General features: G+C 42.1%; 17 protein-coding genes, 12 tRNA genes and 3 rRNA genes. 4 read left to right on the top strand and 28 right to left on the bottom strand.

The annotated features are described in order from the left end of the window. Window positions 1-142: 142 nt before the first annotated feature. From NQZ71_RS00500 to groES, 6 genes are all read right to left on the bottom strand, one after another. Window positions 143-1846, bottom strand: coding sequence for an NAD-dependent malic enzyme (locus NQZ71_RS00500; RefSeq protein ID WP_317011180.1), 1704 nt, complete (start codon window positions 1844-1846; stop codon window positions 143-145). Between the two features lie 76 nt (window positions 1847-1922). Further along, window positions 1923-2891 (bottom strand): 2-keto-3-deoxygluconate permease, encoded by a 969-nt coding sequence (locus tag NQZ71_RS00505; protein ID WP_144458415.1) that lies wholly within the window; start codon window positions 2889-2891, stop codon window positions 1923-1925. A gap of 187 nt (window positions 2892-3078) precedes the next feature. Continuing rightward, window positions 3079-3786 carry a response regulator gene (locus NQZ71_RS00510; protein WP_144458414.1) on the bottom strand — a complete coding sequence of 236 codons (708 nt, stop codon included), beginning with the start codon at window positions 3784-3786 and terminating at the stop codon, window positions 3079-3081. Continuing rightward, window positions 3783-5384: a DcuS/MalK family sensor histidine kinase gene (gene dcuS / locus NQZ71_RS00515; RefSeq protein ID WP_144458413.1), complete on the bottom strand. Its 1602-nt coding sequence runs from the start codon at window positions 5382-5384 to the stop codon at window positions 3783-3785. The genes NQZ71_RS00510 and dcuS overlap by 4 nt, the downstream gene beginning before the upstream one ends. 379 nt (window positions 5385-5763) lie before the next feature. After that, the gene (gene groL, locus NQZ71_RS00520) at window positions 5764-7398 is read right to left on the bottom strand and encodes a chaperonin GroEL (protein ID WP_144458412.1); all 1635 of its coding nucleotides are present in this window, start codon (window positions 7396-7398) and stop codon (window positions 5764-5766) included. 51 nt (window positions 7399-7449) lie between these two features. Continuing rightward, window positions 7450-7734: a co-chaperone GroES gene (groES, locus tag NQZ71_RS00525; RefSeq protein WP_127742660.1), complete on the bottom strand. Its 285-nt coding sequence runs from the start codon at window positions 7732-7734 to the stop codon at window positions 7450-7452. Between the two features lie 390 nt (window positions 7735-8124). On the opposite strand from groES, the gene NQZ71_RS00530 reads away from it, so the two are divergent. Both NQZ71_RS00530 and NQZ71_RS00535 read left to right on the top strand, forming a co-directional pair. After that, on the top strand, window positions 8125-8853 hold the full coding sequence (locus tag NQZ71_RS00530) for a CPBP family intramembrane glutamic endopeptidase (RefSeq protein WP_144458411.1): 729 nt from the start codon (window positions 8125-8127) through the stop codon (window positions 8851-8853). After that, window positions 8850-9065 (top strand): YdiK family protein, encoded by a 216-nt coding sequence (locus tag NQZ71_RS00535; RefSeq protein ID WP_127742664.1) that lies wholly within the window; start codon window positions 8850-8852, stop codon window positions 9063-9065. Before NQZ71_RS00530 ends, NQZ71_RS00535 begins: the two co-directional genes overlap by 4 nt. Before the next feature lie 71 nt (window positions 9066-9136). Here the strand turns inward: NQZ71_RS00535 and NQZ71_RS00540 are convergent, their stop codons facing one another. Continuing rightward, entirely contained in the window at window positions 9137-9796 is a 660-nt protein-coding gene (locus NQZ71_RS00540; RefSeq protein WP_144458410.1) for a redox-sensing transcriptional repressor Rex, read from the bottom strand. A gap of 44 nt (window positions 9797-9840) precedes the next feature. Then, window positions 9841-10326, bottom strand: a complete 486-nt coding sequence (gene moaC, locus NQZ71_RS00545; RefSeq protein WP_144458409.1) for a cyclic pyranopterin monophosphate synthase MoaC — start codon at window positions 10324-10326, stop codon at window positions 9841-9843. 146 nt (window positions 10327-10472) lie between these two features. Between moaC and NQZ71_RS00550 the strand changes: the two genes are divergently transcribed. Further along, window positions 10473-12398, top strand: coding sequence for an ABC-F family ATP-binding cassette domain-containing protein (locus NQZ71_RS00550; protein ID WP_144458408.1), 1926 nt, complete (start codon window positions 10473-10475; stop codon window positions 12396-12398). A 198-nt stretch (window positions 12399-12596) separates the two neighbouring features. On the opposite strand, the gene tsaD is transcribed toward NQZ71_RS00550, so the two are convergent. The 20 genes from tsaD to NQZ71_RS00650 all read right to left on the bottom strand — a co-directional run bounded on the left by tsaD (window position 12597) and on the right by NQZ71_RS00650 (window position 22267). Further along, the gene (tsaD, locus tag NQZ71_RS00555) at window positions 12597-13616 is read right to left on the bottom strand and encodes a tRNA (adenosine(37)-N6)-threonylcarbamoyltransferase complex transferase subunit TsaD (RefSeq protein WP_144458407.1); all 1020 of its coding nucleotides are present in this window, start codon (window positions 13614-13616) and stop codon (window positions 12597-12599) included. Next, window positions 13616-14062, bottom strand: coding sequence for a ribosomal protein S18-alanine N-acetyltransferase (gene rimI, locus NQZ71_RS00560; protein ID WP_144458406.1), 447 nt, complete (start codon window positions 14060-14062; stop codon window positions 13616-13618). Before rimI ends, tsaD begins: the two co-directional genes overlap by 1 nt. A gap of 6 nt (window positions 14063-14068) precedes the next feature. Next, on the bottom strand, window positions 14069-14779 hold the full coding sequence (gene tsaB / locus NQZ71_RS00565; protein ID WP_144458405.1) for a tRNA (adenosine(37)-N6)-threonylcarbamoyltransferase complex dimerization subunit type 1 TsaB: 711 nt from the start codon (window positions 14777-14779) through the stop codon (window positions 14069-14071). After that, the gene (tsaE, locus tag NQZ71_RS00570; RefSeq protein ID WP_144458404.1) at window positions 14776-15231 is read right to left on the bottom strand and encodes a tRNA (adenosine(37)-N6)-threonylcarbamoyltransferase complex ATPase subunit type 1 TsaE; all 456 of its coding nucleotides are present in this window, start codon (window positions 15229-15231) and stop codon (window positions 14776-14778) included. Before tsaE ends, tsaB begins: the two co-directional genes overlap by 4 nt. Window positions 15232-15374: 143 nt before the next feature. Beyond that, window positions 15375-15448 (bottom strand) — tRNA-Met (locus NQZ71_RS00575). Between the two features lie 17 nt (window positions 15449-15465). Further along, window positions 15466-15582, bottom strand: a 5S ribosomal RNA gene (gene rrf, locus NQZ71_RS00580). Window positions 15583-15699: 117 nt separating this feature from the next. After that, window positions 15700-18634: ribosomal RNA gene (locus tag NQZ71_RS00585) — 23S ribosomal RNA — on the bottom strand. Window positions 18635-18840: 206 nt separating this feature from the next. Further along, window positions 18841-20390, bottom strand: a 16S ribosomal RNA gene (locus NQZ71_RS00590). The 16S, 23S and 5S rRNA genes sit together here with 12 tRNA genes alongside, the layout of an rRNA operon. Before the next feature lie 126 nt (window positions 20391-20516). Next, window positions 20517-20590, bottom strand: a tRNA-Gly gene (locus NQZ71_RS00595). Between the two features lie 45 nt (window positions 20591-20635). Continuing rightward, window positions 20636-20712 (bottom strand) — tRNA-Pro (locus tag NQZ71_RS00600). A 6-nt stretch (window positions 20713-20718) separates the two neighbouring features. Further along, window positions 20719-20795: transfer RNA gene (locus NQZ71_RS00605), tRNA-Arg, on the bottom strand. A gap of 65 nt (window positions 20796-20860) precedes the next feature. Beyond that, window positions 20861-20944: transfer RNA gene (locus tag NQZ71_RS00610), tRNA-Leu, on the bottom strand. A 55-nt stretch (window positions 20945-20999) separates the two neighbouring features. Then, window positions 21000-21084: transfer RNA gene (locus tag NQZ71_RS00615), tRNA-Leu, on the bottom strand. A 13-nt stretch (window positions 21085-21097) separates the two neighbouring features. Then, window positions 21098-21173 (bottom strand) — tRNA-Lys (locus NQZ71_RS00620). A 5-nt stretch (window positions 21174-21178) separates the two neighbouring features. Continuing rightward, a tRNA-Gln gene (locus tag NQZ71_RS00625) sits at window positions 21179-21253 on the bottom strand. Between the two features lie 9 nt (window positions 21254-21262). Further along, window positions 21263-21338: transfer RNA gene (locus NQZ71_RS00630), tRNA-Asp, on the bottom strand. A 26-nt stretch (window positions 21339-21364) separates the two neighbouring features. Next, window positions 21365-21436, bottom strand: a tRNA-Glu gene (locus tag NQZ71_RS00635). 13 nt (window positions 21437-21449) lie between these two features. Next, a tRNA-Ser gene (locus tag NQZ71_RS00640) sits at window positions 21450-21540 on the bottom strand. Window positions 21541-21547: 7 nt separating this feature from the next. Continuing rightward, window positions 21548-21622 (bottom strand) — tRNA-Asn (locus NQZ71_RS00645). Window positions 21623-21796: 174 nt separating this feature from the next. Continuing rightward, on the bottom strand, window positions 21797-22267 hold the full coding sequence (locus tag NQZ71_RS00650) for a SprT family protein (protein ID WP_127740863.1): 471 nt from the start codon (window positions 22265-22267) through the stop codon (window positions 21797-21799). Between the two features lie 159 nt (window positions 22268-22426). On the opposite strand from NQZ71_RS00650, the gene cmpA reads away from it, so the two are divergent. Next, entirely contained in the window at window positions 22427-22540 is a 114-nt protein-coding gene (gene cmpA, locus NQZ71_RS00655; RefSeq protein WP_127740862.1) for a cortex morphogenetic protein CmpA, read from the top strand. Window positions 22541-22581: the final 41 nt, after the last annotated feature.

Genomic DNA, 22581 nt, shown 5'->3' on the forward strand with positions numbered 1-22581 from the left:
GGGTGGGAGAATGGCAATTGCGAAAACTATTATAGAAGGTGTACGGCACTGCAGTCACAAAAAAAAAGCTTCTCACAAGAATTATGAGAAGCTCTAACAATTAAATTAAATGATTATTGAAAAGTTGGCTTTGTTAAAATGTTCAAACCCGCGTCCAAATTCCAACACTTTTAATTTCCTTATACTCAGGCTGCCAAACTGCATCCACCACAGCTTGTGGTACATCCTGAATGTCTGCTCTCGCAATCCCTTCCTCCTGTGCAGCCTTTGCTACTTGAACGGCAACATAGATGGATACATCATGTAATTTCTCAATTGGAGGCAGTAATGACGAACCTGGCTCTGAAGTTTCACACATCTCAGCAACAGCGTTTGCTGCTGCTGCAAACATTCCTTTTGAGATTACTTGGGCTTTGGCAACAATCGCTCCAAGACCAAGACCCGGGAATACAAATGCGTTATTAGACTGTCCTATTTCATAAGAAACACCGTTATATTCGACATTGTCAAACGGACTTCCTGTCGCAATTAGTGCTTTGCCCTCTGTCCAGTTAATCAAGTTCTCTGGTACTGCCTCTGCAAGATGAGTTGGGTTTGACATAGGCATGATGATTGGATTTTCCACATGTTTGGCCATTTCCTTTATTATTTCCTCTGTGAAGGCGCCCGCTTGCCCTGAAGTACCGATAAGGATGGTTGGCTTTACTCTTTTTACTACTTCCAATAATGGAATAATACCGTCCCCGTTCCTTTCCCAGTCCTTTACTTCTTCTCCTTTTCTTACATAAGGCATTTGGAATTTCAAGACATCAGGTGTTTCATCTGTCAGTAATCCTCGATAGTCAACTGCCCAGAAAAGATCATAAGCCTCGGCTTCAGACAATCCATCAAGAACCATAGCATCTACCATTTGATCTGCGTTGCCGATTCCCGCTGCTCCAGGTCCAAAAACAACAATACGCTGATCCTTCAAAGATGTTCCTGTTGTTTTTAATGAAGACATAATAGCCGCAAGCGTAACGGCACCTGTGCCTTGAATATCATCGTTAAAAGTAAGGATTTTGTCCCCGTATTTTTCTAAAATATTTCGCGCATTCACATTGCCAAGATCCTCCCAATGAATAAGCACATCAGGGAAAAATTTTCTGGCAGTCTGAACAAATAAATCAATAAATTTATCATAACGCTCACCACGAACACGAGCGAATTTGTTGCCAATATAGATAGGATCATCAATTAATAACTGATTGTTTGTACCGACATCCAACACGATTGGCAAAACACGGCTCGGATCAATGCCAGCTGCTGCTGTATAAACAGCAAGTTTACCGATTGCAATATTTATACCGCCTACCCCCTGATCTCCAATCCCAAGAATACTTTCAGAGTCAGTGACAACAATTAAGTCAATGTCGTTTTTGGCTGCCCCTAGATTTGCGAAGCCTTTTTCAACGCCTTCAAGGTGATCAATGGAAAGATATAAACCACCTGGACGATGATAGCTGTGAGAGTATGTCTGAATTGCTTCCCCAACAGTAGGTGTATAGATAATTGGAAGCATTTCTGCCAAGTGGTCTTTCAAAAGTCTGTAAAAAAGGACGACATTACGGTTATATAAATCATAAAGCAAACCGTTTTTGAAAAGATTTGTAGTCCTCATTGAATATTGCTCATAGGCTCTGTTTGCCTGTTCATCAAGTGTAAGTACATGGGGCGGCAAAAGACCGTCGAGTCCAAGCTCTTCCCTTTCCTCTCTAGTAAATGCTGTTCCCTTATTTATAAAAGGATTAGATAGTACTTCTTTTCCTTTTAATGTTGTAATGATTACATTATCAGGCACGCTCATTTTCGGAGATCCTTCTTTCTGAAGTAAATTTAGTTAACCAATATTGTCTATATTTATCATCCATAAATGTACTTTTTTATGCTGCGCTTACAATGGCCCTTTTAGCCTTTTTCTTTTCGGACCTTTTATATACATAACTGACAATAATCGGACAAACTATTGCTGAGACCACACATGCTGCCGCAACTTGTGCAGTTGCAGCTGGAGCTATTGCAGAAAGAGTCGGATCTGCTGCCGCAACAACTGCCGGTGTTGCTACTGCGTTGCCTGCAGTCGAACCAGTTGCTAAACCAACGATAGGATTTTCCTTGAATAATTTCAAAAGCAAGAAAGCGCCTATTCCTGTAAATGAAGCTATTAATCCAAGTAGTAAACCAGGACCTCCCGCTTCAATAATTGTGTTCAGATTCATTCCTGCACCTAATGGGAAGGAGAAAAATGGGATTAATAATAGCTTACTGCTTCCAAGAAACTTTCTCATATCAGGATCGATATTCCCTAAAATCATCCCAATTAATATTGGAATTAATACCCCTACAAGTGCTTGAAATGGAATAGAAGCAAGACCAGAAGCACCTAATGCTACTAACGTGAAAAATGGACCATCTTTTAATGAGAACAATGCGTATGCCCCTACATCTGTTTCGTCACCATAAGATGAAGCAAGGGAAGCATAAAGGCCCCCATTAGCATTTAATAATGCTGCAAGAATTGCGAGTGGTGATAGGCCTAAGATTCCAGCAGGACCAAACATCATAGCAATTAAAATACCTAACCCTGCACCTACTATAAATTTCCCAGATAATAATATTGCACCTTTTTTAATAGCCTTTGGTGCTAGTTTGAAGTTAATTTGTGAGCCAATTAAAAACATAAAACAAGCTAAAATAGTGGATGAGGCCTCTTTACTGAATAATGCTGTTGTAAAATGTCCAATCTCTAAAAATTGCGGAAAAAATGTGTTTGTTAATACCCCTAAAAAAAGTGGAACTACCATCATCCCACCTGGAATTTTATCGAGCGTTTTCTTAATTGGAATTTGCATATTTATTCCCCCTTGTCATCATTTAATATGTGAAAATCCAAATTCCCTTGCACGCCACAGAAAGCGATTGCAATGATTACCCCTTTGTTACGTGTCCATCATATTCCCCTATAAACCGTTTTCATAGTTTAAGAAAGTTTAATAATTCTTTTTGTAAATAAAAAAAGTAAGCAGCTTGCATAACTGCTTACAAAAAATTTTTTATTAAATGCTCTTTAAATTGATTATATTCATGCTGATAAACAGGCCTGCCGACAGCTCCATAGATAACCTTAACATCAAGGATTCCTATGTCCTTAAGAAAATTAAGGTACTTTCTGGCAGAAACTCTTGAGATGCCAACAATATTAACAATGTCATCAGTCGAAAAAGGCCCTTCCTTTAATTTCTGAACAGCATCCCATACTTGCTTTAACGTATCCTTCGCTAATCCCTTTGGCAGCTCCTCTGCGATGACATGTTCATCTCTGTGCAAAAGCAAGCTATCCAGCTCCTGTTGACTTACCGAATCTTGTTTATCAATCAACCGAGCTTGTTCATAATAGGTAGTAAGTGCCGTGTTAAACCTGTCAAATTCAAAAGGCTTAATTAAATAGTCGACAATCCCATATCTTAATGCCTTCTTAATGCGTTCAAGATCGGATGCAGCAGAGATAATAATAACATCAATTTCCAGCTCATTTTTCCGAAGATGTGCTAACAGCTCTATTCCAAGTTTTCCCGGCATAAAAATATCCAAAAGGATAAGCTGTATTTCTTCCTTATCAAGTAATTGTATAGCTTCATCAACTGAGGTGGCTGTTGCAGCTAACCGAAATCCTTCAATTTTGGTAAGATATCGTTTATTTATTTGCGCTACCATCGGGTCATCTTCTACAATCATTACATTAATCAATTTTCTTCATCCTCCTCTTGATAAGATACATAAGCAGCAAAACTCGTTCCCTTTCCAGGCTTGGATGAAATAATTAGTTCCCCTTCCAGTCTTTCAATTGCCTGCGCCAAAAGGTATAATCCGAATCCGCGATTATTTCCCTTAGTAGAAAAGCCTTTATCTAGTATTTTATTTTGGAGTGAATTTGTCATGCCCATCCCTGTGTCTTTAACCTCGATTGTTAAAATATCCTCTGCATAATCCAGTTTAAGATGGACTTTTTTGTTTATACTGTTCGCAATTGCCTCTATTGCATTATCCAAGAGATTTCCAATAATCGTTATCAGCTCATGAGTGATTTCCGAGTTGGCAGGCTTAGGGAGCATATTAGCACAATCAAATGAAAAAGAAACTCCTGATTCTCTCGCAAAGCTTAGCTTACCAATCAGAAATCCAGCAAGCACAGGATCTTGGACTTTCTTTGTCACAAAGCTCATTTCCGTTTCCCTATGATTAACCGTTTCATTTACATAATCAGCAAGCGTATCGTATTGTTCAGTCCGGACTAGACCAAGAATAACATGCAGCTTATTCATAAATTCATGGGCCTGAGCGCGAAGAGCATCTGCGTAATTACGCACACCTGTAAGCTGTTCAGCTAAATGCTGGACCTCTGTTTTATCTCGGAAGGTAGCAATGGCTCCAACCGCCTGATTTCCCACAACGACGGGCACCCGGTTGACTAGTATCGTAACTCCCTGCAGGTTCTGTTCTTGATCGACCTCTGTTTCACCCGATTTGATAATGCGCGTTAACCTTGTTTCCGGTAAATAATCCTCAATATTCATTCCCATTGGCTCTTCATCAAGACCTGCCCTTTTAAAAAGCTTACTCGCTGCCTTGTTAACAAGGGTGATTTTTCCTTCCTGGTCAATCGCGATAATTCCCTCGCGCACAGACTGAAGCATAGAACTGCGCTCTTCAAGCAGCTTTGCAATAACAGACGGCTCAAGTCCTAACAGGGTTTTTTTGATATACCTTGCCAAAACAACGGCACCGATTATTCCAATAAGAAGACCAATTAACGTCCCAAGCACAATCCCCATCCGGCCTTTATCAACAGCTTCTGTAACACTTTTTAAAGAAATCCCAACAGCAACTGCCCCAATTTGTTTGCCCTCTGAATCTTTAATTGGCGTAAATGCCCTCATAGATTTACCGAGAGTTCCCTTTGAAATGGAAACATACTCCTTCCCCTTAAGAACAGGCCCTTCATCTCCCCCCAAAAAGTGCTTCCCCACCTTGTTAGACTCAGGATGTGACAGCCGAATACCGGACATATCCATAACAACAACAAAGTTCACATTCGTTTTGTCGTTTATTTGATTAGCAAAAACTTGAATATCTGCTTGATTCTCTTTTCCCTCAAGAGCATTAATCACCAATGGCGAAACGGCCATTGTCCTTGCAACATTCAGCGCCTTTTCCTTCTGTGTCTCTTCTACACTGGAAGTAATACTTTTACTTATAAGCAAGTCGGTTATCCCAAGTGATAACGCAACTACAATGCATACAAAAATAATAATGATAGCTTGTAAACTAAGTTTGCCCTTTTTCATAAATTCCTCCAGGTATGATTATCATTATAGGTAGGTAAAAATAAGAGAATACCATTAAGCCTCAAGATTAGCTTTAAGTAGCTCTCTCCTTATATTATTGAATGAACCAACTGCTATTATTAAAAGTAACTTTTATAGAGATTTGATTAATAAGCGCTTTCAATTAAACAGAATATATTTATCCCATTTTATTATAGTACTTGAACCCAGCAAGTTGATTTATGTAATTAAAAAAAGTTTTATTCTGGAATAAATAGGAATCCAAACACAAAAAAACCCCACTTTCTTCAAAAAGAAAGTGGGGTTGGTGTGAGAATATTTTCTCATATAGGGTGAAAAATAGTAGTAGCTATTTTTCAGATGTTTGGCTTATTTAGCCTTACATCATGCCGCCCATTCCACCCATGCCGCCCATATCAGGCATTCCAGCACCAGCGCCTGCTGGTTCAGGTTTATCTGCTACAACAGCCTCTGTTGTTAAGAACATAGCAGCAACGCTTCCTGCGTTTTGAAGTGCAGAACGAGTAACTTTAGTTGGGTCAACGATTCCTGTTTCAATCATGTTTACCCATTGGCCGTTAGCAGCGTTGAAGCCTGTTCCAACTGCTTCGTGTTTAAGGCGCTCAACGATAACTGATCCTTCAAGACCTGCATTGTGAGCGATTTGACGAACTGGCTCCTCGATTGCGCGAAGAACGATGTTGATACCAGTAGCTTCGTCGCCTTCTGCTTCGATAGAAGCAACTTTGTTGTATACGTTTAGAAGTGCAGTACCACCACCAGCTACAATACCTTCTTCCACTGCAGCACGAGTTGAGTTCAATGCATCTTCAATGCGCAATTTGCGCTCTTTCAATTCTGTTTCAGTCGCAGCGCCGACTTTAACGACAGCAACTCCGCCTGCAAGCTTAGCAAGACGCTCTTGTAATTTCTCACGGTCGAACTCAGAAGTAGTTTCTTCTAATTGAGCGCGGATTTGGTTGATGCGTGATGCGATGCTTGCTGAATCTCCAGCACCCTCTACAATTGTTGTGTTTTCTTTTGTAACAACAACTTTTGCAGCGCGGCCTAATGATTCGATTGTTGCAGATTTAAGGTCTAAGCCAAGATCTTCTGTAATAACCTCTCCGCCAGTCAATACAGCGATATCTTCTAGCATTGCTTTACGGCGATCACCGAAGCCTGGTGCTTTAACAGCAACAGCTGTGAAAGTTCCGCGAAGTTTGTTCACTACTAATGTAGCATTTGCTTCACCTTCTACATCTTCTGCTACGATCAATAATGGTTTTCCTTGTTGAACAACTTGCTCAAGCACTGGCAGGATTTCTTGAATGTTAGTTATCTTCTTATCAGTGATTAAGATGTATGGGTTGTCAAGAACAGCTTCCATTTTGTCTGAATCAGTTACCATGTAAGGAGATACATATCCGCGGTCGAATTGCATACCTTCTACAACATCTAATTCAGTTGTGAATCCTTTAGATTCTTCAATTGTGATAACACCGTCGTTACCAACACGTTCCATTGCTTCTGCAATCAATTGACCAACTTCTTCGTCAGCAGCAGAGATAGCAGCTACTTGTGCAATAGAAGCTTTGCCTTCGATTGGTTTAGAGATAGCCTTCAACTCTTCGATAGCTGTTGCAATCGCTTTGTCCATCCCTTTGCGGATACCCATTGGGTTTGCACCAGCAGTTACGTTTTTAAGTCCTTCACGGATCATCGCTTGTGCCAATACTGTAGCAGTTGTTGTTCCGTCCCCTGCAACATCATTTGTTTTGCTTGCAACTTCAGCTACAAGTTTTGCACCCATGTTTTCAAAAGCATCTTCTAATTCGATTTCTTTTGCGATCGTAACACCATCGTTTGTGATTAGTGGTGAACCATATTTCTTTTCAAGCACAACATTGCGTCCTTTAGGTCCAAGTGTTACTTTAACTGCGTCAGCAAGTGCATCTACACCACGAAGCATAGAGCGGCGAGCTTCTTCACTAAATTTAATATCTTTAGCCATTTAAAAAAACCTCCTCAAGTATTTTAAATTACGTATATATTAATTTTTCTATTATTGTACGATTGCAAGAATGTCGCTTTCGCGAAGGATTAAATATTCTTTCCCTTCATATTTAACTTCAGTTCCAGAATATTTTGAGAAGATAATTACATCATCAACAGAAACATCGAGTGCAGCACGCTCTCCATTGTCAAGAACACGGCCGTTTCCAACTGCTACTACTTTACCTTCTTGTGGTTTTTCCTTAGCAGAATCAGGCAACACGATACCACTTGCAGTTTTTTCTTCTGTTTCAACAAGCTCAATAACAATTCGATCTCCTAATGGCTTTAACAAGTGAAACAACCTCCTCAAGTTTTATGTAAATTCATCACTATTAGCACTCATCACTCTTGAGTGCTAACACAATTATTATATTAATTAATCTTTTTATAATTTGCAAGAGACAACACTTAGATTTTACAAAAAAATTAAACCTCGTAGTTTTCACGCCTTTAAGAAGTATACACTCTTTCTTCGACTTTATTCATAAATTCTCCTCTTTTTAATGTGTTCTATTTGAGTAAGCAAGCACTTATTAGTAGAATAAATAGTGTATGTATTACTCATTCTAATCATTATCTGCATAAAGCGATTTGCCATTATGTTTAATGGGAAGAATACATAAGCTCTTATCTTTATATGCTTATTCTATATAGTAGAATAATCGAAAAGGAGTAAGATATCTTGAAAAAAGAATATTGGATTATTGTAATATCGTATATTGCTATGCAATTATCGACATTAATTGGTGTTCCCATCGTTATGTTTATCGGGAAGCTGCTCGGGTATGATACTGCAAATCTTGGAATGGCCTCCGTAGTTATTTGGCTGATTTTCAGCTTTGTTGTGACATTGCTAATTATCCTTATCCTGCTTCGTCATGAGATGAAAAATCCCCTTCGCCACAATGCCGCGAGCATCCCTGCAAGCATTGGATGGGCAGTGGCAGGTGTATTTCTTTCCTTGGTTGCTCAAAGTATTGCCGGCTCCATTGAAATGGCTTTAGGTATAGAGCAAGAATCAGAAAATACGCAGCAGCTTATGGGCTTTGTTGAGTACAGTCCGCTTGTGATACTTGTGATTGCCGTTGCCGGTCCAATCTTGGAGGAGATAATCTTTCGAAAGATTATTTTCGGGGTACTCTATAACCGATTAGGCTTCTTTCTATCTGCGCTGATTAGTTCCCTTGTCTTTGCGGCCGCACATATGGAATTTGTGCATATTCTGCTGTATGCCAGCATGGGCTTCACCTTCGCCTTCCTTTATGTTAGGACAAAAAGAATCTGGGTTCCGATTACTGCTCATGTAGCAATGAACTCACTAGTCGTTATCATCCAGTATAATCTGGATGCCATTGAGGAATGGCAAAGGAATATGGAGAATATTTCACAATTTATTGGAGGATTTTTATGAGGAAGTCAGCATTACTCTCTGGAATACTATATTTAATACTCGGTGCTTTATTTACCTATTTTGCTGTTCAATCAGTCCGTGATCATGGAGGCTGGGGATTCTTCTCCTATATTCTTGTCATACTGGCAACATTTGATATAGGAACTGGAATTCGTCTTATCTCCTTCCATTATTTCATTAAAAGGGCTGCTCGCAAAAAGCAGGAAAGATAAACCTTGTATAAATATAAAAAAAAGCAATTATAAATGTAGCATTTATAATTGCTTTTTTTAGGCTCATTCCTCTATTCCTCTTCTGTTACCTCTGGTGTTGGATAATGCTTAAGGAAGTAAACTAGAGATTGTAGCTCAACCGCTAAATCAATATGATGAATGCGTACACTTGCAGGAACTGACAATCGGGCTGGTGTAAAGTTCAAAATACCTTTAATGGAGCTATCAACAAGACGATCAGTAATCGTTTGTGCAACTGCAGCTGGTACAGTTAAGATAGCAACCTGGATATCATGCTCAAGGATAACCTTTTCCAGGTCGTCCATATGATGAATATCTACATCTCCAATAGGCTGTCCAACCTTGTCTTCTGCAATATCAAATGCCACTTCAATTTTCGTATTGTTGTTTTTCAAGAAATTATAATTTAAAAAGGCAACCCCTAAATTTCCTACACCAATCAGGGCAACCTTCGTCAGTTCGTCTTGATCTAGTGTTTTTCGGAAAAAGGAAAGCAGATAATTTACATTATATCCATACCCTTTTTTCCCTAATGCTCCAAAATACGAGAAATCTCTTCTGATGGTAGCTGAATCTACCTTCACTGCTTCACTCAGTTCTGCAGACGAAACTCTTTGTTTCCCTGATGAATGCAAATTTTTTAAGAAGCGATAATATAAAGGCAACCGCTTCGCAGTCGCTTGCGGTATCTTCATTATCTCATTGCTCATTGTGATCCCCTACCTTAATATTACATCTTATCTATCCCTGCTGTTTATCTATTCCTTTTGTATGAACCATTAACTCCGCCTGATTTCTCAAGCAAATAGGTTTCGCCAATGACCATTCCTTTATCAATTGCTTTGCACATATCGTAAACTGTTAAGGCCGTAACGGATGCTGCAGTTAATGCTTCCATTTCCACTCCAGTACTTCCAACCGTTTTTGCCGACACCTCTATAACTAGACGGTAATCATCGTTTTCTTCTTCCCAATGGAAGGAAATATCGACTCCCTTTAAGGAAATGGGATGACACATCGGAATTAAGTCAGATGTTTTCTTTGCTGCCATAATGCCTGCTACTTGGGCTACAGCCAAAACATCTCCTTTTTTTATCGTATTATTGTTAATGCTCTCATATATATGTTTATTTACAATAATGCTTGAGTGAGCTACTGCATTACGAGCTGTTTCGCTTTTTTCACTTATATCAACCATTTTTGCTCTACCCTCATCATTAAAGTGTGTAAAACTCTTCATTTTTAACACCTCTAAGCAAATCATACACTATTTTCCTGATAAAGTGTATCATTAAAGAATTTTCGTAGCCTGCGATTGCCTTTATTGCGGTTTCCCTTACATTTAAGTTACACTTGATATACATACATTTTGAGGTGAATTTCGTAATGATACTTTTACAAGTGAATCAGCTTTCCAAATACTTTGGAGCTGAAATAATCTTATCCAATATAAAATTAGAAGTGCAAACAAGAGACAGAATTGCGTTAGTAGGCAGAAATGGTGCTGGAAAATCTACTTTATTAAAAATGATTGCTGGCCAGCTTTCCTATGATTCCGGGGAGATCATCAAGCCAAAAAATGTTGAAATTGGCTACTTAGCTCAAAATACCGGTCTTGAATCAAACTTGTCCATTTGGGACGAGATGCTCACTGTTTTTAAAGGCCTTCAGCAGCAAGAAGCGGAACTTAGAAAGCTCGAGCAGCAGATGGCAGACCCAGCTGTTAGCACCCAGCCTGATAGGTTCGAAAAGATTTTGAAGGAATATGATGTACTCCAATATAACTTTAAGGAAAATGGGGGATATCAGTATGAAGCAGATATTCGCTCTGTTCTTCACGGTTTAAATTTCGCATCCTTTGATTACAGCACAAAAATTTCAACATTGAGCGGAGGCCAAAAAACAAGGCTTGCTCTTGCAAAGCTATTACTCACAACACCTGAAATCTTAATTCTGGATGAGCCAACAAATCATTTGGATATAGAAACACTTTCATGGCTTGAGCAATATTTACAAGGATATGATGGTGCAGTCCTTATTGTTTCCCATGACCGTTATTTCTTAGATAAAGTTGTAACCCAAATATATGAGCTTTCTCGGACCAATATTCAGAAGTTTATTGGAAATTACAGCTCTTACTTAGAACAAAAAGCGGAGAACTATGAACGGGACATGAAGGTTTACGAAAAACAACAGGAAGAGATTGCAAAGCTTGAGACATTCATTCAAAAAAACCTGGCAAGAGCCTCCACTACGAAAAGAGCACAAAGCAGAAGAAAAACACTTGACCGTATGGATCGACTCGATCGTCCAGATGGAGATGAAAAGTCCGCTTCGTTTGGATTTCAAATCGAGAAGCAAACAGGTAATGATGTGTTAAAAATCCAAGATCTTGCTATTGGCTATGATGACAATACTGTTTCGCGAAACATCACCTTCCAGTTGACCAGAGGGGATAGTGTTGCATTGGTTGGACCTAATGGTGTCGGCAAATCAACATTATTGAAGACGATTATCTCAAAAATTGAAAAGCATGCTGGAACTACTGCTTGGGGAACAAATGTAATGGTGGGCTATTATGATCAAGAACAAGCAGAACTTCATTCTAATAAAAGGGTATTGAATGAGTTATGGGACGAGTTTCCCCTAAGACCTGAAAAAGAAATCAGGACAGTATTAGGCAATTTTCTTTTCTCTGGTGATGATGTTTTGAAGATTGTTAATTCATTAAGCGGCGGAGAAAAAGCTCGGCTTGCTCTTGCAAAGCTTATGATGGAAAAGCCAAATGTTCTCATTTTGGATGAGCCCACAAACCATCTTGATTTGGATAGCAAAGAAGTGTTAGAAAATGCTCTGATTGATTATCCTGGCACGTTATTATTTGTTTCCCATGACCGTTACTTCATTAATCGGATCGCGACAAAAGTGGTAGAGCTACAACCAGAGGGTTCTACTGAATTTCTTGGGGACTATGACTATTATGTAGAAAAGAAATTAGAGCAAGAAGAACTGCTTGCACTTGAAACGAATGCTTTAAGTTCAGCAATAGCTGTTGAAGCATCAGAAAAAACGTCCTATCAACAGGATAAAGAAGCTAAAAAGGCAGAACGACAACGTATGCGCCGCATTGAAGAAATTGAGAAAACAATTGAAGGCTTAGAGCAAAATGTAGCAGAGCATGAGGAAAAACTATGTGAGCCTGACATTTTCCAAGACCACGAAAAGGTTTTTGAACTGAATAAAGAACTAGAGGAATTCAAAAGTGAAATAGACAGACTTATGGATGAGTGGACTGAATTGTCAGATAAGTAAAAAGTACTGGGCGGTAATCTGCCCAGTACTTTTTTTCCACATTTTTATCCACATAAAAATAGCTATTATATTAGCTTTCCACAGGATTATTCACACTATCCACAATTTATTCTGTTTTTACCCACATTATCCACAGGTATGTGGACACACGAATTAAAAACGAAAAATAAATCCCTGTTTATAAACAGGGATTTATACCTAGTTGTGGATAGTAATATCTAAACCAGGATTTCCATTCAAATCTAAAAGTGCTCTTTGACCTTTTTTATAGAAAATTGTTCCTGCAGCACCAATCATTGCAGCATTATCTGTGCATAAAGATAGCGGTGGAATCGTTAATTTAACATCTTTAAGCCCTGAGAATTTCTCTTCTAAAGCAGTTCTTAATCCTTTGTTTGCAGCAACTCCGCCGGCAAGGACAACCTGCTTTACCTTATATTCCTTAACTGCTTGAAGTGTTTTCGTCGTCAAAACATCAATTACACTTTCTTGAAAGCTTGCCGCCAAATCTTCTGGCTTGATGACTTCTCCTCTTTGTTCAGCATTATGAACAGTGTTGATAACTGCCGACTTTAACCCGCTGAAGCTAAAATCATAGCTGCCTTCCAGCCATGCTCGCGGCAGCTTAATGGACGCTTCTCCTTCAGCCGCCAGCCTGTCTATATGCGGTCCCCCTGGATAAGGAAGCTTTAAAGTTCTTGCCACTTTGTCATAAGCTTCCCCTGCTGCATCGTCCCTTGTTTCACCAATTACTTCAAAATGGCCATGTTCCTTCATATATACAAGTTCTGTATGACCACCAGATACGACTAATGCCAATAGAGGAAATTCTAAATTATCCACAAGCTGGTTTGCATAAATATGTCCTGCTATATGATGGACTCCAACAAGAGGAATACCGTGTGCAAAGCTGACTGCCTTTGCCGCATTAACACCAACAAGCAAAGCACCAACAAGTCCAGGACCTTCTGTGACGGCTATAGCATCTAGATCTTTATAGGTTACTTCAGCCGTTTTTAATGCTTCTTCCATAACCAATGTTATTTGTTCAACATGATGCCTTGAGGCAATCTCAGGGACCACACCGCCAAATCTTTTATGGCTCTCAATTTGAGAAGCTACAACATTCGATAGTATTTCAGTTCCATTTTTAATGATAGATACAGCCGTCTCATCACAGCTTGTTTCCATTCCCATTATTAAAATATCTTTTTTCATTATATATTCACCCACATTACTAAAGCATCTTCTTGATTATCGGTATAATAGTTCTTTCTGATTGCCCCATTTTGGAAACCAAGCTTCTTATACAGGTTTTGGGCAACTGTGTTTGACACCCTTACTTCCAATGTCATTGACTTAGCTCCAAGTCTTTTTGATTGTTCCATCATTGTTCCTAGTAGCTGTTCGCCAAGCTTTTGGCCTCTGAATTCAGGCAAAATGGCAATGTTCGTAATATGAACCTCGTCAATGACAATCCATGCCCCAATATAACCAACCAATTGCTCTCCATTTTCAATGACTATATACTTAGCAAATTTATTATGAGTCAATTCATTATAAAAAGCGTCCTTGCTCCATGGCGTACTAAAGGAAAGTGTCTCAATTATATGGACATTATCAATATCTCCAATGGTCATTTCTCGAAAAAGATAATCTGCCATAATAATCTACTCTTCCTTTAACTCTTTATTATTTGCCTTAAGCCAGTTTGCTTCTGCCTCTACAAGACGAATATAATTCGGAGTGAATGGATGGACTTCCTCTGCCTCCATAGCTTGGCCTAACCTCGCCAAAACAGACGGCCTTGGGTTAAAGTCTGCATAATCTGCAAACACAGCAATTTCTTTTAATTCTGTTTCAAATAATTCCTTATGGATGGATAGGTCATTACCAGTAAATAATACCTTTTCCTGCTCCGAACTTAATCTGCTTACCCAATCCTTTGCTAGGATAAGCTGATCCTTCTCCACTTGCTCTACATTCCCGTTAGTAAACTTGAATAGGCCTGTATATATTTGCCCTCTTCTTGCATCAAACAGTGGACTTACACTGCCTGGGAAATACCGGCCAGCACTTGCTGCCAGAACCTGCAAACTAGACACGCCAACAAGCGGAATGTTCAACGTCCAAGCAAGTGTTTTTGCTATTGTAACTCCAATCCGGACACCTGTATAAGAACCAGGACCTTTCGCTACTACGATTTTCGTCAAATCAGTTGGGCTTACATCACATTCCTTCATTAGCATTTCAATTGCCGGCATTGCTCTGACAGAATGATTCTTTTTCAGGTTTGTAATATATTCTCCAATAACTTTATCCTGATCAATAATTGCGATGCCCAATACAAGATTGGATGTATCAATGGCTAGTATTTTCATTTCATTAACTCCTTACATAAGTGCACATATCTTGACCCATAGGGGTTTAGCACAATTTCTCTTTCTGTCTCATTTTTATAGTGAAGACTTATTTTCAAATATTCTTCTGGCAGCTGTTCCCCTATTAAGTGAGCCCATTCTACAACTGTAACACCATTACCTTCAAAATATTCATCAAAACCAAGATCTTCAAAGGCATCTTCCACTCGGTAAACATCCATATGGTAAAGAGGAAGTCTTCCTACATACTCCTTAATAATCGTGAATGTCGGACTGTTAACTGTTCTTGTAATCCCAAGCCCTTTTGCTAATCCTTTTGTAAAGGTAGTTTTTCCTGCACCTAAGTCTCCTTCAAGTGTCAGCACATCTCCTTTATCTAAGAGCTCAGCAAGCCTTGTAGCAAAAGCCATTGTCTCATCCGCATTAGTTGTTTTCCATATTAATTTATCCATAAAACTCACCTAGTTTGTCTAAGATTATTTTTCCTATCTTCATTATATAGATAGTGAGGAAACATTCCTAATAAATGTAACAATGTTTCCTTTTTTTCTAAAAAAAAATCCTTAGGTTTGACCCTAAGGATTTTCCGGTTTGATTGCGGGGACAGGATTTGAACCTGCGACCTTCGGGTTATGAGCCCGACGAGCTACCAGACTGCTCCACCCCGCGACGGTAATATAAAATATGCCTGGCGACGTCCTACTCTCACAGGGGGAGAACCCCCAACTACCATCGGCGCTGAGAAGCTTAACTTCCGTGTTCGGTATGGGAACGGGTGTGACCTTCTCGCTATCGCCACCAGACTATTATGTTTTTATGAGTTGTTCTCTCAAAACTAAATCATATAGGAAGAAAAACACAGGAACCAAGTAATCTTTTGTCCAGCTTCAAAAGTCTAGGGCTTTTTTCCACTTTTCATTTTAGTTAAGTCCTCGATCTATTAGTATTTGTCAGCTCCACGTGTCACCACGCTTCCACCTCAAACCTATCAACCTGATCATCTTTCAGGGATCTTACTAGCTTACGCTATGGGAAATCTCATCTCGAGGGGGGCTTCATGCTTAGATGCTTTCAGCACTTATCCCTTCCGCACATAGCTACCCAGCTATGCCTTTGGCAAGACAACTGGTACACCAGCGGTGCGTCCATCCCGGTCCTCTCGTACTAAGGACAGCTCCTCTCAAATTTCCTACGCCCACGACGGATAGGGACCGAACTGTCTCACGACGTTCTGAACCCAGCTCGCGTACCGCTTTAATGGGCGAACAGCCCAACCCTTGGGACCGACTACAGCCCCAGGATGCGATGAGCCGACATCGAGGTGCCAAACCTCCCCGTCGATGTGGACTCTTGGGGGAGATAAGCCTGTTATCCCCGGGGTAGCTTTTATCCGTTGAGCGATGGCCCTTCCATGCGGAACCACCGGATCACTAAGCCCGACTTTCGTCCCTGCTCGACTTGTAGGTCTCGCAGTCAAGCTCCCTTGTGCCTTTACACTCTACGAATGATTTCCAACCATTCTGAGGGAACCTTTGGGCGCCTCCGTTACTTTTTAGGAGGCGACCGCCCCAGTCAAACTGCCCACCTGACACTGTCTCCCACCCCGATAAGGGGTGCGGGTTAGAATGTCAATACAGCCAGGGTAGTATCCCACCAATGCCTCCACCGAAGCTGGCGCTCCGGCTTCCAAGGCTCCTACCTATCCTGTACAAGCTGTACCAAAATTCAATATCAGGCTACAGTAAAGCTCCACGGGGTCTTTCCGTCCTGTCGCGGGTAACCTGCATCTTCACAGGTACTATAATTTCACCGAGTCTCTCGTTGAGACAGTGCCCAGATCGTTACACCTTTCGTGCGGGTCGGAACTTACCCGACAAGGAATTTCGCTACCTTAGGACCGTTATAGTTACGGCCGCCGTTTACTGGGGCTTCAATTCAGAGCTTCGCGCGAACGCTAACCCCTCCTCTTAACCTTCCAGCACCGGGCAGGTGTCAGCCCCTATACTTCGCCTTACGGCTTCGCAGAGACCTGTGTTTTTGCTAAACAGTCGCCTGGGCCTATTCACTGCGGCTCTCTCGGGCTTGCACCCAAAAGAGCACCCCTTCTCCCGAAGTTACGGGGTCATTTTGCCGAGTTCCTTAACGAGAGTTCTCTCGCTCACCTTAGGATTCTCTCCTCGCCTACCTGTGTCGGTTTGCGGTACGGGCACCTTGAATCTCGCTAGAGGCTTTTCTTGGCAGTGTGGAATCAGGAACTTCGGTACTATATTTCCCTCGCCGTCACAGCTCCGCCTTCACGGTAATGGGATTTGCCTCATTACCAGCCTAACTGCTTGGACGTGCTAATCCAACAGCACGCTTACCCTATCCTCCTGCGTCCCCCCATCGCTCAAACGATTCATAAGGTGGTACAGGAATATCAACCTGTTGTCCATCGCCTACGCTCTTCAGCCTCGGCTTAGGTCCCGACTAACCCTGAGTGGACGAGCCTTCCTCAGGAAACCTTAGGCATTCGGTGGATGAGATTCTCACTCATCTTTCGCTACTCATACCGGCATTCTCACTTCTAAGCGCTCCACCAGTCCTTACGGTCTAGCTTCAACGCCCTTAGAACGCTCTCCTACCACTGACATCATAGATGTCAATCCACAGCTTCGGTGATACGTTTAGCCCCGGTACATTTTCGGCGCAGAGTCACTCGACCAGTGAGCTATTACGCACTCTTTAAATGGTGGCTGCTTCTAAGCCAACATCCTGGTTGTCTAAGCAACTCCACATCCTTTTCCACTTAACGTATACTTTGGGACCTTAGCTGGTGGTCTGGGCTGTTTCCCTCTTGACTACGGATCTTATCACTCGCAGTCTGACTCCCAAGGATAAGTATTTGGCATTCGGAGTTTGTCTGAATTCGGTAACCCGATGGGGGCCCCTAGTCCAAACAGTGCTCTACCTCCAATACTCTTACCTTGAGGCTAGCCCTAAAGCTATTTCGGAGAGAACCAGCTATCTCCAAGTTCGATTGGAATTTCTCCGCTACCCACACCTCATCCCCGCACTTTTCAACGTGCGTGGGTTCGGGCCTCCATCCAGTGTTACCTGGACTTCACCCTGGACATGGGTAGATCACCTGGTTTCGGGTCTACGACCACATACTCTATCGCCCTATTCAGACTCGCTTTCGCTGCGGCTCCGTCTCTTCAACTTAACCTTGCATGTAATCGTAACTCGCCGGTTCATTCTACAAAAGGCACGCTATCACCCATTAATGGGCTCTAACTACTTGTAGGCACACGGTTTCAGGATCTATTTCACTCCCCTTCCGGGGTGCTTTTCACCTTTCCCTCACGGTACTGGTTCACTATCGGTCACTAGGGAGTATTTAGCCTTGGGAGATGGTCCTCCCTGCTTCCGACGGGATTTCTCGTGTCCCGCCGTACTCAGGATCCACTCAGGAGGGAACGAAGTTTCGACTACAGGGTTTTTACCTTCTGTGACTGGCCTTTCCAGACCTATTCATCTACCCCGTTCCTTTGTAACTCCATGTAGAGTGTCCTACAACCCCAAGAGGCAAGCCTCTTGGTTTGGGCTAATCCCGTTTCGCTCGCCGCTACTAAGGGAATCGCGTTTGCTTTCTCTTCCTCCGGGTACTTAGATGTTTCAGTTCCCCGGGTCTGCCTTCAGTTACTCTATGTATTCAAGTAACGATACTATCCCATTACGGATAGTGGGTTTCCCCATTCGGAAATCTCCGGATCAAAGCTTACTTACAGCTCCCCGAAGCATATCGGTGTTAGTCCCGTCCTTCATCGGCTCCTAGTGCCAAGGCATCCACCGTGCGCCCTTTCTAACTTAACTTGATTTGGCTAAAGATGTTACTCTTTACCCTAATTCTTCTATTTACATAGAGAATCTAAGATGGCGATTACTCGGTTTTATCTTGGTTTTTCTTCTATATGATTTAGTTTTCAAAGAACAATTTTATATCATGAGGAATTGCTCCCTCAAAACTGAACAACAAACTGTCAACAATCTATGAATGGAATAAATCCATTTTTCCTTAGAAAGGAGGTGATCCAGCCGCACCTTCCGATACGGCTACCTTGTTACGACTTCACCCCAATCATCTATCCCACCTTAGGCGGCTGGCTCCCAGAAGGGTTACCCCACCGACTTCGGGTGTTACAAACTCTCGTGGTGTGACGGGCGGTGTGTACAAGGCCCGGGAACGTATTCACCGCGGCATGCTGATCCGCGATTACTAGCGATTCCAGCTTCATGTAGGCGAGTTGCAGCCTACAATCCGAACTGAGAATGGTTTTATGGGATTGGCTCGACCTCGCGGTTTTGCAGCCCTTTGTACCATCCATTGTAGCACGTGTGTAGCCCAGGTCATAAGGGGCATGATGATTTGACGTCATCCCCACCTTCCTCCGGTTTGTCACCGGCAGTCACCTTAGAGTGCCCAACTAAATGCTGGCAACTAAGATCAAGGGTTGCGCTCGTTGCGGGACTTAACCCAACATCTCACGACACGAGCTGACGACAACCATGCACCACCTGTCATCCTGTCCCCCGAAGGGGAACGTCCTATCTCTAGGATTGTCAGGAGATGTCAAGACCTGGTAAGGTTCTTCGCGTTGCTTCGAATTAAACCACATGCTCCACCGCTTGTGCGGGCCCCCGTCAATTCCTTTGAGTTTCAGCCTTGCGGCCGTACTCCCCAGGCGGAGTGCTTAATGCGTTTGCTGCAGCACTAAAGGGCGGAAACCCTCTAACACTTAGCACTCATCGTTTACGGCGTGGACTACCAGGGTATCTAATCCTGTTTGCTCCCCACGCTTTCGCGCCTCAGCGTCAGTTACAGACCAAAGAGTCGCCTTCGCCACTGGTGTTCCTCCACATCTCTACGCATTTCACCGCTACACGTGGAATTCCACTCTTCTCTTCTGCACTCAAGTCCCCCAGTTTCCAATGACCCTCCACGGTTGAGCCGTGGGCTTTCACATCAGACTTAAAGGACCGCCTGCGCGCGCTTTACGCCCAATAATTCCGGACAACGCTTGCCACCTACGTATTACCGCGGCTGCTGGCACGTAGTTAGCCGTGGCTTTCTGGTTAGGTACCGTCAAGGTACGAGCAGTTACTCTCGTACTTGTTCTTCCCTAACAACAGAGTTTTACGATCCGAAAACCTTCATCACTCACGCGGCGTTGCTCCGTCAGACTTTCGTCCATTGCGGAAGATTCCCTACTGCTGCCTCCCGTAGGAGTCTGGGCCGTGTCTCAGTCCCAGTGTGGCCGATCACCCTCTCAGGTCGGCTACGCATCGTCGCCTTGGTGAGCCGTTACCTCACCAACTAGCTAATGCGCCGCGGGCCCATCTGTAAGTGACAGCGTAAACCGTCTTTCAGCTTTTCTACATGAGTAGAAAAGGATTATCCGGTATTAGCTCCGGTTTCCCGAAGTTATCCCAGTCTTACAGGCAGGTTGCCCACGTGTTACTCACCCGTCCGCCGCTAACTTAAAAAGCAAGCTTTTTAAGTCCGCTCGACTTGCATGTATTAGGCACGCCGCCAGCGTTCGTCCTGAGCCAGGATCAAACTCTCCGATAAAGAGTAAGATTAGCTCATTGCTAAACTCTAGCTTTTGTTACTTGTTTTGTTTTTATAACGAAAGTTATAAAAACGATTATTGTTGACGTTTGTTTGTTCAGTTTTCAAAGAGCAATTTAAATTAATTGGAGCGGGTGATGAGAATCGAACTCACGACATCAGCTTGGAAGGCTGAGGTTTTACCATTAAACTACACCCGCAATATTATTTTATTATTATTATTTGGCTTTCATCCAACTTGATAATGGTCGGGAAGACAGGATTCGAACCTGCGACCCCTTGGTCCCAAACCAAGTGCTCTACCAAGCTGAGCTACTTCCCGTAAATATGGCGCGCCCGAAAGGAGTCGAACCCATAACCTTCTGATCCGTAGTCAGACGCTCTATCCAATTGAGCTACGGGCGCATATCCACGAAAGCGACTTTTATCATCATACAATGTTTATCTTTGGTTGTCAAGAGTTTTTATGATGCGGCCGAGAGGACTTGAACCTCCACGGGGTTAACCCCCACTAGGCCCTCAACCTAGCGCGTCTGCCATTCCGCCACGACCGCACTATAATAGATAACCTTCATCATACTACACATAAACGTTTTCGTTTAAAATTAATGGTGCGGGTGAAGGGAGTCGAACCCCCACGCCTTGCGGCGCTAGATCCTAAGTCTAGTGCGTCTGCCAATTCCGCCACACCCGCGATATTAAAATAATGGTGAGCCATGCAGGATTCGAACCTGCGACCCTCTGATTAAAAGTCAGATGCTCTACCAACTGAGCTAATGGCTCGCAAATGGCTGGGCTAGCTGGATTCGAACCAACGCGTGACGGAGTCAAAGTCCGTTGCCTTACCGCTTGGCTATAGCCCACCAACAAAATGGCGGTCCCGACGGGAATCGAACCCGCGATCTCCTGCGTGACAGGCAGGCATGTTAACCGCTACACCACGGGACCATTTTGATTATATAAAGTTATTAAAGTGACCCATACGGGATTCGAACCCGTGTTACCGCCGTGAAAGGGCGGTGTCTTAACCGCTTGACCAATGGGCCATTAAAAAAATAATGGCGGAGAAGGAGGGATTTGAACCCTCGCGCCGCTTACGCGACCTACACCCTTAGCAGGGGCGCCTCTTCAGCCTCTTGAGTACTTCCCCGAAACAATGGCTCCGCAGGTAGGATTCGAACCTACGACCGCTCGGTTAACAGCCGAGTGCTCTACCACTGAGCTACTGCGGAATATTTTTAAAAGCTTGTCTTCTAGAGGACTTCCGTTTCCGTCGCTCTCTCTTGTCGACTCTTTACATTATAGGCAGGTAAATATATAAAGTCAAGCATATTTCTAAAGTTTTTTTAAAAAGAATGGAAACATGCCTTTCTTGCATATAAATGCTTATAACAACCGTCTTTTCTCTAATTATTCCTTGTTTCCTCTAACACTAATTTCCCTCTGCATTTCCCACAAACATACTTTTTAGTATCGACCTTTTTTCTGCGAAGATAAACCTGGTTGCATGATTTACATTTATATATAAGTACTTTTTTCGGTTTGCTTGAATTATTTTCGCGGGGCAAGGATGAGCAAAAACGCGGCCCGCCAACACTCTTTAGCAGGTTTTTGAAATCAGCATCCTTGTGTTGATAACCTCTTTTATTTATATGAAGATGATAATGACAAAGCTCATGTTTAATAATACCGATTAATTCCTCCAACCCTAATTGGTCAAGGTATTTTCTATTGATCTCAATATTGTGGCTGTTAAGTAAATATCTCCCTCCAGTTGTCCTGAGTCTTGGGTTAAAGGATGCTTTATGAATAAACGGTATTTGAAAATATTGATTTGACACTTCCTCAACTAACAATTGCAGCTCTTGATCTGTCATGATATTCCCTCCTCAACAAGACAAATATTATAGCATATGATGAAGCATACAAAGAAAAAGTTAGCTCAATTACAATTCCCACCTTATAACCAGCTGTCAGCAGCAGCCAAGTGCACTTCGAGCCATAAAACAGCACATAAAAAAAGGGGGTATAAGCTTATGCCTACGTGGCTCCAAAATCAAATTAAAAAGGCGTTCTACGAAAAAAACACCAACCAAGTTAAACTACTTAACCAATGCTGGTATTACTATAGAAGAAAAAACTGTTCTTAAGGAGAGAAGAACAAAAGACAAAGGAACATATTGCCCTTTGT

It is taken from the genome of Niallia taxi (assembly GCF_032818155.1).
GTDB classification, from domain to species: domain Bacteria; phylum Bacillota; class Bacilli; order Bacillales; family Cytobacillaceae; genus Niallia; species Niallia taxi_A.